The organism is Thalassovita mediterranea, from assembly GCA_019448215.1.
GTDB lineage: Bacteria > Pseudomonadota > Alphaproteobacteria > Caulobacterales > Hyphomonadaceae > Henriciella.
The window spans coordinates 2,560,562-2,573,659 of record CP080408.1 but is presented as its reverse complement, the minus strand read 5'-3'; the positions used below and the strand labels follow the sequence as shown (position 1 = coordinate 2,573,659).

Sequence of the window (13,098 nt, the reverse complement as noted above, 5' to 3'; positions counted from 1 at the left end):
TGTATTTCACAAAGCGCCATGCGCCGACTTCTCATGGCGTCCTGCCTGAATCGCCCCTATAAGAACGCCATGAAAATCGCGACCTGGAACGTAAACTCCATCAAGGCCCGCATGGCGACGGTGCTTGATGTCCTGAAAGCCATCGATGCGGATGTCATCTGCCTTCAGGAGATCAAATGCGAGACCGAGAACTTCCCCTATATGGAGATCGAAGAGCTCGGCTATAATTGCGCCGTGCATGGGCAGAAGAGCTATAATGGCGTTGCGCTCCTCTCTCGCTATCCGCTTGAAGACATCGTGACCGGCCTGCCCGGCAATGAAGATGATGATCAGGCCCGCTATATCGAAGCGCTCGTCCTGGCTGATCGGCCGGTCCGCGTAGGCGGTCTCTATCTGCCAAATGGCAATCCGGCGCCGGGGCCGAAATATGACTACAAGCTTGGCTGGATGAAGCATCTCAAGGCCCATGCTGAAGCGCAGTTGAAGCTTGAAGAGGCTTTCGTGCTGGCAGGCGATTACAACGTCATTCCGCGCGATGAAGATTGCTGGGATATCGCTGTCTGGCGCGACGATGCGCTGGCGCTGCCGACAACACGGGCGGCCTTCCGTGAGCTGAAGTGGCTTGGCCTCACCGAAGCCTATGAAGCTGCTGACGGGCGCGCGCATGAGTACAGCTTCTGGGACTATCAGGCCGGCGCCTGGCAGAAAGGCCATGGCATCCGGATCGACCATCTTCTGCTGTCACCGCAGGCCGCAGACCGGCTGGAAGGCGTGGAGATCTACAAGAAGGCGCGCGGTCTGGAAAAGCCGTCAGACCATGTGCCAGTCATCGCGACGCTGGCTGACTAGGCTCGCCTAGTCCTTCGTGGCGCAGTGCGTGTTGTAGGCATTTACGCGCGCATTCGCGCTCGCCGCCTTTGCCTGCAAATCAGCCTCGACCGCGCGTAGACGCGCTTTCAGGTCTTCATAAGCTGCCTTGGAGCTATCGGCCTGACGGGCCTGCTCGGCGCTGAAATTGCGCATCGCCTGATTGTTTTCCCAGGCATCGCCCGCATCCTCGACCTTCGGCACCAACGCGTCGCGCTCTGCCTTCAGCTTCAGGACATTCTGCTGCGCCGTCCGGATCGTCTCTGCCTGCTGAACGCAGCTTTCAGACGCGGCCGCGAATGGGGCCGCCACGAAAGCGGTCAGGGCCAGAGCGGCTATGGTCAGGGAGTGGGTCATCTTGATCATCCTCTGAGGCTATCGGGTCCAGCCTGAAGCCTCGGTGAACGGCGTGACCATTCCATGGCCGCAATCTGCAGCTTTTACGACGATTTAGAGATCGGCGTAAACATGGCGCTCAGCCTTGAAGCCTTCATGGGTTACAGCGCCCTGATAGGCTGGTCCGACAAGCTTTGCGAACTTCGCAAGCGCACCTGACGCGTATTTCGTCTCCCGCGGGGCCCAGCTCTTGCGACGCTCTGCAAGCTCAGCTTCGCTGACCTCAAGATCAATCGTGCCCTTGGCTGCATCGATAGAGATCATATCGCCATCCTTGATGAGCCCGATGGGCCCGCCTTCCTGCGCTTCCGGCCCGACATGGCCAATACAGAAGCCGCGCGTTGCGCCAGAGAACCGCCCGTCAGTGATCAGCGCGACCTTGTCGCCCATGCCTTGCCCGTAGATTGCAGCCGTCGTCGACAGCATTTCGCGCATGCCGGGGCCGCCCTTCGCACCTTCATAGCGGATGATCAGGACGTCGCCTTCCTTGTAATCACGCGATTCCACGGCTTTGAAGCAGGCCTCCTCGCCGTCGAAGACGCGGGCCGGGCCGCGGAACTGGAGCGAGTGGAGACCGGCAACCTTCACAATGGCGCCATCGGGGGCGAGAGAGCCCCACAGGCCAACCACACCGCCAGTCTTGGTGATCGGCTTGCTAGCCGGAGAGATCACTTTCTGCTCAGGGTTCCAGGTTACCTCTTCAAGGTTTTCGGCCCACGTCTTGCCGGTCACCGTGATACAGTCGCCGTGGATAAGGCCTTCTTCCAGAAGGGTTTTCATCAGCATTGGCACGCCGCCGGCCTCACCAAAATCCTTGGCGACATATTCACCGCCCGGCTTCAGCGACGCGATGTAAGGCGTCTTTTCGAAGATACGGGCAACGTCCTTCAACTCGAAATCGACGCCGCATTCATTGGCCATGGCTGGCAGGTGAAGCGCTGCATTGGTCGAGCCGCCGGTTGCGGCCACCACGACCGCTGCGTTTTCAAACGCCTTGCGCGTACAGATATCGCGCGGGCGCAGATTGGTCTCGATGAGGCGCATGACGGCCTCACCTGAGGCAACAGCGTACTCATCGCGGTTGGAATATGGCGCAGGCAGTGCGGACGATAGCGGCAGCGCGAGACCGATCGCTTCGGAGACGCAAGCCATTGTATTTGCAGTAAATTGACCGCCACATGCCCCGTCACCCGGACAGGCGAGCTTTTCCAGCGCGTGGAGCTTTTCTTCGGTCATGTCGTTATTGCCGGCCGCATGCGCGCCGACGGCTTCGAAAACGTCGAGAACGGTCACGTCCTTGCCCTCGAACCGGCCCGGCAGGATGGAGCCGCCATAGAGGAAGACCGATGGCACGTTGAGGCGCAGCATGGCCATCATCATGCCCGGCAGCGACTTGTCACAACCGGCAACGCCAACCAGCGCATCATAGCCGTGGCCGCGCATGGTCAGCTCGACCGAATCTGCAATGACTTCGCGCGAAACGAGCGATGATCGCATGCCTTCATGGCCCATGGCGATGCCGTCTGTGACCGTGATCGTACAGAATTCACGTGGGGTGCCGTCGCCGGCCTTCACGCCTTCAGAAACCGCATGGGCCTGACGCATCAGGGCGGTGTTACAGGGGGCGGCTTCATTCCAGCAGGACGCGACGCCGACGAAGGGCTTCTTGATGTCCTTGGTAGACAGGCCCATTGCGTAATAATAGCTGCGATGCGGGGCGCGGGCCGGGCCTTCGGTGACGTGGCGCGACGGCAGGCGTGACTTGTCCCAGGTCTTGCTCATTTCGCGGGCTCCTCAAGCTTGATCTTCGCTGATCTGATAGAAGCCCGGCCGGGATGAGGCTAGTGGGCGACAGCGAATTTCCGCCGGAAAGTGTGCGAAAAATTCTGCCCTTTTACCCTCAAAACACGGTGCAGTGACGGTGTACTGGCGGTGTTTTTGACGGTGCAGCGCCGACCTTGCGCAAATTTATTCCAATTTCAGCCGCATCAGGAATTCAAGGTCGCGGTGATTTCCGACCGGGAAGTCGAACTCTCCCACCTTCTCAAAGCCGAACCGCTCATACAGTCTGCGCGCGCCATCATTTTCCGAAAAGACACTGAGATAGAGCTCCGGCGCCTGCGAGATCTTCGCCCAGTCGATCGCCTCCTCAATGAAGTGAGACCCGAGCCCCCTGCCCTGAAGCGCCCCGTCGACATAGACCCGCATCAGCTCCACCGCGCCCTCTTCGGCGTTATCGGCAGGCAGCTCCATCGGCGAGCAGACGAGATAGGCGCCGAGCGTGCCATCCGGCAGTGCGGCCACACGGACGAGAAAGTCCGGGCTGTCGACCATGTGCGCGTAGTTCGTGCGCGTGTGAGCCTCTTCCAGATAGGCGTCGAGATCGGCCTTGGCGTAGATGTGGCCAAACTTCTCGACGAAGGTCCGCCGTCCAAGCTCTTCCAGGGCAGCCGCATCGCCGGTCGTCGCGGCGCGGATGGTGATGCCGGTGAGATCAGCTGGCATTGAGACGGTCCATCTCTTCGGCGCTGAGTTTGAGATCGGCAGCGCCCATGATGTCGGTCAGCTGCTCCATCGAGGTCGCACTGGCGATCGGCGCGGTGATGCTCGGCCGGGCCATGACCCAAGCGAGTGCGACCTGCGCCATGGTGGCATCATGCGTCTTCGCGATCTCATCCATCGCGTCCAGCAAGGCCATGTTTCGATCTGTGAACCAGTCGCCCATACGGCCCCCGCGCGCGCTCTTGTCGAGGTCATCCTTTGAACGGTACTTGCCCGTCAGAAAGCCCATAGCGAGCGAGAAATACGAGATGACGCCGAGCCCTTCACGCGCGCAGAGATCTTCAAGTTCACCTTCATACTGGTCGCGCGTGATGAGGTTGAAGTGCGGCTGGAGCACGGAGTAGCGCGCGCGGCCTGGCGCTTCTCCGGCTTTGAGCGCTTCTGACAGCTGGGCCGCATCATAGTTCGACGCTCCGACAAAGCGGACCTTGCCAGCATCGACCAGCTTCTGGTGCGCTTCCAGCGTTTCGTCGATCGGCGTGTCGCTGTCGGGGGCGTGGGAGAAATAAAGGTCAATATGATCGGTCTTGAGGCGCTTCAGTGAGGCCTCGCAATTCTCGATGATGAGCTTGGATGAGAGGCCAACATTACCGCCGCCCATATCCATGCCGGTTTTTGTAATCAGGAAAAGCTCATCGCGGCGCTTTTCGGCCGCCAGCCATTCGCCAATGACGATTTCGGATTCGCCGCCTTCATGACCCGGGATCCATCGGGAATAGACGTTGGCGGTATCTACCGCGTTGAAACCGCCGTCGAGGAAGGCATTGAGAATGTCGAAGCTGGTCTGCTTGTCAGCCGTCCAGCCAAACACATTGCCGCCCAGGACAAGCGGCGCGATCTTCGCATCAGGATGGCCAAGAGTGCGCTTTTCCATGATTGTCCTCCGCTTCGTTTATCTTTGGCTAGAGGATAGAGGGCGGGTGGTGAGGAGCAAGATGATAGGTGCCAGAATGGATAATTGAGACGGCAGCGCGGTCGCCCGTGGTTCGACTTCGCTCACCATGCGGGCTTTGAGAGGTCAGGCTCAAAAGACGGGCTTTGAGAAGCTATTACTTGGGGAAGCGAGCCTTGCTCGGGTCGGCTGGGGCCGACTTCGATTTTGACAGCGCTTTCAACCGTTCAAAGTCTCCAGCGATTAGAGCCTCTTTCTTGGCCCTCGACCATTTCTTGACCTGCGCTTCGTAAGAAATGGCGTCAGTGATGCGGTCGAAGTGCGTTGACCACACCAGTTCGACCGGGCGTCGCTTGTAAGTCCAGGCTTCTGGGTGGTGACCCGAATTGTGCTCGCCAAGGCGCGTGGCAAGATCATCGCCGCGGTAGTTGCCGACATAGTATTTGTCGTCCGCACACCTCAGAATATACACGAAACAACCACCTTGCATCGGCTCTCATAGCCCGCATGGTGAGCGAAGTCGAACCACGCGGGCGGCGACGCGGACGAGGTAAAAAGGCCTACTCCTCGGCCTCAAAGATCGCCGTCTCAAGCGTGCCGTTGGCGTCCATCATGCCGCGATACATGCCGGCGGAGTTGAAGACGTAGGCGTACTCACCTTCGCCGCCCATGACGATGACGCCGCCATCGCCGCCGAGGTCAGCGACCTGGGTCAACGCATTGTCGGCCGCGGTCTCGATGTCTTCGCCAGCGAGTTCAACGCGCGCGCAGATTGTCTTGGCAACACCGACGCGGATGAAATATTCCCCATGGCCGGTTGCCGAGACAGCGCAGACGCCGTTCTGGGCATAGGTCGCCGCGCCGATGAGAGGCGAGTCGCCGATGCGGCCATGCATCTTGGCAGTCATGCCGCCAGTTGTGGTGGCCGCGGCGAGGTTGCCATTCTGGTCGATCGCGACAGCGCCAACTGTACCGTGGCGGTCCGCATCGGTACGTTGCTGCGTATCCAGCACGCGTTCTAGCGCCTCGCGGCGGCGATCCGTGGTGAAGTAGGAATTCTCGACCATGTCGAGGCCGACCGATTCAGCAAAGCTGTCGGCGCCCTCGCCTGCGAACATGACGTGTTCTGATTGGTCCATCACAGCGCGGGCGGCGAGGATCGGGTTCCTGACGCGGGTGACGCCCGCAACGGAGCCTGCATCGCGCTGGCTGCCCTCCATGATGGAGGCATCAAGCTCATGCATGCGGTCAGCGGTCATCACCGCGCCGAAACCTGCATTGAAGAGCGGATCGTCTTCCATTGTCAGGACGGCAGCCTGGACAGCATCTAGCGAGCTGCCGCCGTTTGAGAGCACCTCGGCGCCAGCACGCAGCGAGGTTTCGAGGGCGGCGATATAGGCCGCCTCCTGCTCATCGGAGAGGTTCTCACGCAGGATGACCCCTGCCCCGCCATGGATCACGATGCGCCAGTCCGGGCGTTCAGCTGCGGCCATATCGGTCTCCGTGTCTGGCGTTGGCGCGGCTTCGGTAGAGACCTCGGCACCTGTTTCTGACGCTGTGCTCAGTTCTGACTGCTCGGGCGCTTCGGGCGCGCACGCGGCCAGCGTGCCTGCGAGACAGAGGGCGGCGAAAACGCGGTACATGGCAAATCCTCGCTGAAAACTGGGGCGTCGTTCGCCAGCCAGTGTGCAAGGGTTGAGCGCCCATTGGCAAGGGCGCACGAAGCATCAAAGCCTACTTATCAGGCCCCGGACCCGAACGGCCGTTTAGGCCGCCCGGCTGGTTCGCCTTGCGAAACAGGTAGAAGAGGATGCCGATGTCAAAGATGACGAAGGCAGCGATGCCAACGAAAATCAGCCAGTTCATCCTCTTATCTCACCTTCTGGCCTCAGGCTCAGGCCTCATGCTCAGGAAAGATCAGCGAGCTGATCGCGAGCCGAGCGGAGCTTTGCAAGCGTCGCGGTCCACTCTGTGATCCGTTCGCGGTTCTCTTCGACGATCTCTGGCGGGGCCTTCGAGACGAAGTTCTCATTAGAGAGTTTCTTTTCGGTACCCTCAATGTCCTTGGAGAGTTTCGCCATCTCCTTGTCGAGACGCGCGACTTCATCAGACAGGGTAATGAACTCCTGCACTTCAAGCGCGATGGTCTCTTCGCCCGAGGCAATGGTGACCGCACCGGCTGGCTTTTCAGCGGCGATATCGAAGGCAGACAGGCGGGCGAGTTGCCGGATCGGCGTCTCGTTCTCCTTGGCCCAGCCCTTTACCTTGTCGGAGGCGCCGATGAGCGAGGCAGCGACCTGCGCACCCGCCGGCACGTTGAGGACGGCCCGCGTCGAGCGGATCTCTGACACGGTATCGAGCACCCATTGAAGCTCTGCCTCGGCATCGCTGTCAGCCCAGGCGTCAGCGAAGGCAGGCCAGTCCTGAACCATGAGGAAGTCAGCGCGCTTGCGGCCTTCCTGCTCGGTCTGGGTCCAGAGGGCTTCGGTGACGAACGGCGTGAACGGGTGAAGCAGCTTCAGCGTCTGGTCGATCACCCAGCCGCAGGCCTTGCGGGTTTCGGCTTTCGCGGCTTCATCCTCGCCATTCATGACCGGCTTGATCAGTTCGATGTACCAGTCGCAGAGCACATTCCAGATGAACTGGTAGAGCGCCTCGGCAGCTTCGTTGAACTTGTAGGCTTCGAGCGCGGTCGTGACGGCCGTCGCCGCCTTGCCGAGCTCTGCCGCGATCCAGCGATTGAGCGGCAGATTGAGATCGCCCGGCGCAAGGTCGTGGCCGAACTCACACTGGTTCATTTCTGCAAAGCGGGCCGCATTCCAGAGCTTGGTGGTGAAGTTGCGATACCCTTCGACCGCCTGCGGCGAGAGGCGGATATTGCGGCCTTGGGCGGCCTGACGGGCAAAGGTGAAGCGCAGCGCGTCGGCACCGTACTGGTCGATCAGCTCCAGCGGGTCCATGGCATTGCCCTTGGACTTCGACATCTTCTGGCCCTTCTCGTCGAGGACGAGGGCGTGAATGTAAACGTCGTGGAACGGGATTTCGCCATCCATGAAATGAATGCCCATCATCATCATCCGGGCGACCCAGAAGAAGATGATATCGTGCGCAGTGATCAGCACGCTGGTCGGGTAGTAAGTCTTGAGGTCGTTCGTATTCTCCGGCCAACCCTGCGTCGAGAACGGCCAGAGCGCAGAGGAGAACCAGGTGTCGAGGACGTCTTCGTCCTGCCAAATAAACCGCTTCCCTTTACCGGCGATCTTATCAGAGATTTGAGACACGCTGTTCTCGGTAATTTCAACTTCTTCGCCGTAATATTCTTCCGCAAGGCGTTTAGCCTCTGCCTCTGTATCGGCGACGAATATCTCGTTTCTGATAGGCTCAAACGGATCTGTAACGAGAGAACCATCAGAGGTTTTCTTCGGGCCGAACCAGGCCGGGATGCGGTGGCCCCACCAGAGCTGGCGCGAGATGCACCATGGCTGGATGTTGTCCATCCAGTTGTAATAGGTCTTGGTCCAGTTTTCGGGCACGAATTTGGTACGGCCTTCACGGACGGCGGCAATGGCGGGCTTTGCCAGCTCTTCAGCGTTTACATACCACTGGTCGGTCAGCCATGGCTCAATGACAACGCCGGAGCGGTCGCCAAAGGGCTGCTCGACTTTCTTCTTCTCGATCTCGACCAACAGGCCGAGCGAGTCGAAGTCTTCCTCGATTTTCTTGCGCGCCTCATAGCGGTCGAGGCCGCGATAGGCGTCCGGGATGCCGGCTGCATCGGCTTCGCCGCCATCGACGATGGACGCGACGTGCGTAAGGATGTTGAGCCGCGGCAGGCCCGCGCGCTCCCCGACCTGGAAGTCGTTGAAGTCGTGGGCGGGCGTGATCTTCACCGCGCCCGAGCCCTTTTCAGGGTCGGCGTGTTCATCCGCGACGATCGGGATGCGGCGGTTCACGATCGGCAGGTCCACGAACTTGCCGACGAGGCCTTTATAGCGCTCATCATCGGGATGAACGGCAACGCCGGTGTCGCCGAGCATTGTCTCGGGGCGCGTTGTCGCGACGACGATATAGTCGCGCGTTTCCGTGCCGGCCGGATTTCCGTCTTCGTCCTTGACCGGGTGCTCATAGGTCACGCCATCAGCCAGCGGATAGCGAAGGTGCCAGAAGGCGCCCTGCACTTCTTTCTGCTCGACTTCGAGGTCTGAAATGGCGGTCTGGAAATGCGGGTCCCAGTTCACCAGCCGCTTGTCGCGGTAGATGAGGCCCTGATTGTAGAGGTCGACGAAGACCTTGCGGACAGCTTCCTGCATCTGGTCATCGGGATTGTCCCGGTCGCCCATGGTGAAGCGCTCATTCTCCCAGTCGCAGGACGCGCCAAGGCGTTTTAGCTGCTGGATGATCTGGCCGCCGGATTTCTCTTTCCATTCCCAGACGCGGTCCACAAAGGCTTCGCGGCCAAGGCTGGCGCGGCTCTCATTGCCGGCTTCTGCAAGCTGGCGCTCAACCACCATCTGCGTCGCGATACCGGCATGATCGGTGCCCGGCTGCCAGCGGACATTCTTGCCGCGCATGCGCTCAAACCGGATCAGGATGTCCTGGAGCGTATTATTGAGCGCGTGGCCCATGTGCAGGACGCCGGTGACGTTTGGCGGCGGGATGACGACCGAATAGGCCTGCGCACTCGTATCGCCGGAGGGGCGGAAGCAGCCCGCCTCTTCCCAGCGCTCATAGATGCGCCCCTCGGCGCTCTTGGGATCGAAGCGTTGGTCAAGCATTTTGTCGGTCCATAGTCGGGGTCAGAAAACACAAAAGAAAAGGCGCGCCGGTTGGGGCGCGCCTCGTCTCTATATCAGGGTGTGAACGAGGGTCTAGCGCGCCATGCGGGCGATGCGCTGTACTTCTTCTTCGACCTTGCGCTCAACAATCGTTGGCAGGTTGGCGTCGAGCCATTCCTTGATCATCGGACGCAGGAGTTCGCGCATCAGGCCATCGAGCGTGTTCGGGTTGGCTTCTTCCTCGGCCGAGCGCTTGACCATGAGCTTGCCAAGAGCGGTCGCGGCCGCGCCAGCAATACGCTCATCGGTGAGCGCGTCGCCGCCAGTCTGGGCTGACGAAGTCGGTTGTTCGGTCATCTGAGGCTCCGGCTCTGGTTGTGGCGGGCTGAATTCGGCAACTGCAGGCTCTGTTTCCGGCTCAACCTCTACAGGTGGTGCCGGGTCGAATCTGGCGGTGAAATCGGTGGTCTGAGGCTCTGGCGTGAAGCCCTGATCGACGGGTTCGGGCTGCGGGGCGACGCCTTCCAGCGGTGCAGCAGTGTCGAACGAAGTGTCCTCAAAAGTCTCTTCCGTGGACCAGTCGCCGTCATCATTGCCAGAGAGCTCATACTCGCTCTCGTCGCTGGCATAGTCTTCGGTGTCGGCTTCGGTCTGCGGGGCAGCGAGTTCCTGCGGCGACCAGGTGGCGCCCGGTGATCTGGCGGCCTCTTCAAAGGCCGGAGCATCTATCGATGGCTTGTCCTCGAAGGTTTCGAGGCCGAAGTCCTCAAGGTCGTCATCTTCTGTTTCGAAAGGCTGAGGCGCTTCTGGCGCAAAATCGGCTTCGCCCGATGTGCTGCCTTCAGCCGAGAGGTCTTCGAACATGTCATCGTCCGACAGGAGGCTGCCAGATGCGTCTTCGGTCTCCATGAGATCGAAGTCTGCTTCGCCTCGGGATTTCTCCTGTTGGGCGAAAAAGTCTTCCTCAGGGCCGTTGACCTCATCCGATTCGGTTTCGGCCACGACGTCATCCAGAGACAGATCATCAAAATCGTCGTCTTCTGAAACATTTACATCGACAGAGCGGGAGGCCTGCGGCGCATCCTGAGCGCCTGCTGAGGGCGCAGGGCCATCATCGGCGATAATCTTGCGAATGGAGGCAAGAATTTCCTCCATCGTTGGCTCGGATTGCGCTTTGTCAGCCATTTTCAGCTCCCGCAGAAAAGAATTTATGCCCTGATCCGGCTATACCGCGCCAGTTAACATGATGTTATGACGGATTCGAACGCGAATACACCGGTCAGGCGAACTTTCGTGTCAGTCCTTAACCACGTTGAAGGCCGAGACGGGTGGGTGTCAAATCCCCCATCGCGGCAAGCAGTGCATGCGCGGCAACATAGCGGTCGCGTTCGGCAGTCACACGTGACAGGCGCGCCTCCAGAAGCTGTTGCTCCTGATCGAGCACATCAAGCGTGGTGCGCACCCCTACGCTGAGCTCTTCCTGTGCGCCTTCATAGGCAAGTTCTGCTGCCTCGACCTGTCTTGCAGACGCATCGACAGCGCGGTCGGCCGCCTGAAAACTGTACCAGGCGCGCGCGACCTGCGTGCGGACGATTCGTTCACTGAGGGCGATCTGGCTGTTGGCCTGTCGGCGGGCGATCTGGGCTTCGCGGACGAGAGACGTGTTCAGCCCGCCGGTAAATAGCGGAACGCTGGCCTGCGCGCCCGCAACGATGCTCGAATCAGTGAAGCCGTCCGTGTGATATTCCTGGACGCCGGCCTGCGCGATCACTGAAACTTCAGGCTTCAGCGCCCCGCGGGCAACTTCGACGCCCTGACGTGCCGCCTGCTCTCCCAAACGCGCAGCTTCGATATCAGGATTGGCGTCCAGTGCGCGGGCGAGCGCGGCTTCGAATGTCTCCGGCAGCTCTGGCAGTGGCGGCACGGGTGCCAGCGGGTCAGACGCTTCAAGCCCGGTCAGAAGCGCATATTGGGCGAGCGCTGCCTCCAAATCGGCCTGCGCAGAGGCGAGCGCGGCGCGGCCACCTTCCAGACGGGCGCGGGCGAGTGACACATCGGTGCGTGTCGTGTCACCGACTTCGAACCGGTCAGACGCTGCGGTGAACTGGCCCTCTAGCAGCCGGATGCTGTTCTCGCGGATCGCAATGACTTCGCGCGCCCGGATGATGTCGACATAGGCGATCAGCGTATCGAGCAGGATGGACTGGCCGGTCGCTTCAAGCTGCGCCAGCGCCGCGAGGGCGCCCGTCTCAGCCTGGGCGGTGCCTGCATTGAGGCGGCCGCCGGTATAGACAGGCAGGCGGGCTTCGATCTGCGCCGAAGCAACGGGACGGTCGCCGAGGTTGAAGGCGAAAGGCCTGTTGGAATCGATCGATTCGTAGACATAGCTGCCGAAGAGCGTAACGCGCGGCTTTCTCTGGGCGCGGGCCTGCTCAATCCGTTCACTGGCGATTTCAGTGGAGTCGCGTTCAGCCTCGAGCGCAGGGTTGTTCAGCCAGGCCGCTGACAAGGCATCCTGCAGCGTTTCTGCGCTGGCCGGCAATGCTGTGACCGCAAGTCCGGTTACCAGCAATGACGCCGTTTTTCTTATGCGACGCATCGGTCGTGCCCTCCCTCGGCAAGGGTGACCCTATACGTCTTTTCCGAAAAAGTGAACAGTGTTCACTTCCTGAGCGACGTTCGCCCAAGGGAAGCCAGACTGCTATCAGACCCGCGTCGACGCCGAACTAGAAAACGAAGCTTTTCGGCTTTTCAAACCCAGCAAGGCGCGGCGGGCAGCAGTCAAAGACTTCGCGGTAGGAGACCGTCTCGCCTGCCTTGGTCCAGATGCGTGCACGGCCAAGATCGCGGCCCGCAACAACGGGCGCACCGAGACGGCCGCCTTCTGCGAGCTGGCTGAACCAGGCTTCCGGTGCCTGCTCAATAAGACCGCAGACAAGAATGATGTCGAAAGGCGCCTGATCGGCAAGACCGTCGCGAAGGTTGCCCTGCACGGCGACCGCGCGGTCATAGTCGAGGCTGGCGAGTTTCGCTGTCAGCTCATCGACGAGGTCCTCGTCCTCTTCCAGAGCGATGACGGTTTCGCAGAGATGGGAGAGGATCGCCGTCTCATAGCCTGCACCTGCGCCAATCACGAGCGCGATGTCGTTTGGCTGAGGATCGAGGGACTTGATCATCTTGCCGATGTCGCGCGGGGTCCAGAGCGAGCGGCCTTCGCTCGTCTCGATCTCATACTCTGCATAGGCAATCGCCTGCTCGCTCTTCGGCACGAAAGCTTCGCGCGGGGTGCGCAGGAAGGCCGAGACGATCTCGGGATCGGTCACATCATTCGGGCGGATCTGTGAATCCACCATGATCCGGCGCATCTTCGCAAAGTCCATTGGCGCAACCTTTCAGGCAATAAGTGCTGCTTGCAGTCGCCTTATCTTAGCCCGCCTGAAGGTGCAACGGCGGGCCTATGTGCGAAACGCCGCAATCGCACATTGCATGCGACCCGGAGCGCTGCTATTCGACGCTCCTTCTCTCGGCACGGCCCTGTGGCGGAGTGGTGACGCAGCGGATTGCAAATCCGTGTACGCCGGTTCGATTCCGGCCGGGGCCTCCAGG

General features: G+C 60.6%; 11 protein-coding genes and 1 tRNA gene. 2 read left to right on the top strand and 10 right to left on the bottom strand.

What is annotated here, in order from left to right:
* The first annotated feature begins 69 nt into the window (after positions 1-69).
* Entirely contained in the window at positions 70-849 is a 780-nt protein-coding gene (xth, locus tag KUV46_12605; GenBank protein QYJ00172.1) for an exodeoxyribonuclease III, read from the top strand.
* A 6-nt stretch (positions 850-855) separates the two neighbouring features.
* On the opposite strand, the gene KUV46_12600 is transcribed toward xth, so the two are convergent.
* The 10 genes from KUV46_12600 to KUV46_12555 form a co-directional block, all read right to left on the bottom strand.
* Entirely contained in the window at positions 856-1,224 is a 369-nt protein-coding gene (locus KUV46_12600) for a hypothetical protein (GenBank protein ID QYJ00171.1), read from the bottom strand.
* A gap of 93 nt (positions 1,225-1,317) precedes the next feature.
* Entirely contained in the window at positions 1,318-3,045 is a 1,728-nt protein-coding gene (gene ilvD, locus KUV46_12595) for a dihydroxy-acid dehydratase (protein QYJ00170.1), read from the bottom strand.
* Positions 3,046-3,231: 186 nt separating this feature from the next.
* Positions 3,232-3,768, bottom strand: a complete 537-nt coding sequence (locus KUV46_12590; protein QYJ00169.1) for a GNAT family N-acetyltransferase — start codon at positions 3,766-3,768, stop codon at positions 3,232-3,234.
* Positions 3,758-4,699: an aldo/keto reductase gene (locus KUV46_12585; GenBank protein QYJ00168.1), complete on the bottom strand. Its 942-nt coding sequence runs from the start codon at positions 4,697-4,699 to the stop codon at positions 3,758-3,760. Before KUV46_12585 ends, KUV46_12590 begins: the two co-directional genes overlap by 11 nt.
* A gap of 175 nt (positions 4,700-4,874) precedes the next feature.
* On the bottom strand, positions 4,875-5,207 hold the full coding sequence (locus KUV46_12580) for a GIY-YIG nuclease family protein (protein QYJ00167.1): 333 nt from the start codon (positions 5,205-5,207) through the stop codon (positions 4,875-4,877).
* A gap of 70 nt (positions 5,208-5,277) precedes the next feature.
* A complete protein-coding gene (locus tag KUV46_12575) occupies positions 5,278-6,210 on the bottom strand; it encodes an isoaspartyl peptidase/L-asparaginase (protein QYJ02406.1) in 933 nt (310 codons plus the stop codon).
* A gap of 414 nt (positions 6,211-6,624) precedes the next feature.
* Entirely contained in the window at positions 6,625-9,492 is a 2,868-nt protein-coding gene (locus tag KUV46_12570) for a valine--tRNA ligase (protein QYJ00166.1), read from the bottom strand.
* 93 nt (positions 9,493-9,585) lie between these two features.
* Positions 9,586-10,677, bottom strand: a complete 1,092-nt coding sequence (locus tag KUV46_12565; protein QYJ00165.1) for a DUF2497 domain-containing protein — start codon at positions 10,675-10,677, stop codon at positions 9,586-9,588.
* 118 nt (positions 10,678-10,795) lie between these two features.
* Positions 10,796-12,091, bottom strand: coding sequence for a TolC family outer membrane protein (locus KUV46_12560; protein QYJ00164.1), 1,296 nt, complete (start codon positions 12,089-12,091; stop codon positions 10,796-10,798).
* 127 nt (positions 12,092-12,218) lie between these two features.
* Positions 12,219-12,872, bottom strand: a complete 654-nt coding sequence (locus KUV46_12555; GenBank protein QYJ00163.1) for a protein-L-isoaspartate O-methyltransferase — start codon at positions 12,870-12,872, stop codon at positions 12,219-12,221.
* Positions 12,873-13,022: 150 nt separating this feature from the next.
* Between KUV46_12555 and KUV46_12550 the strand changes: the two genes are divergently transcribed.
* Positions 13,023-13,096 (top strand) — tRNA-Cys (locus KUV46_12550).
* Positions 13,097-13,098: the final 2 nt, after the last annotated feature.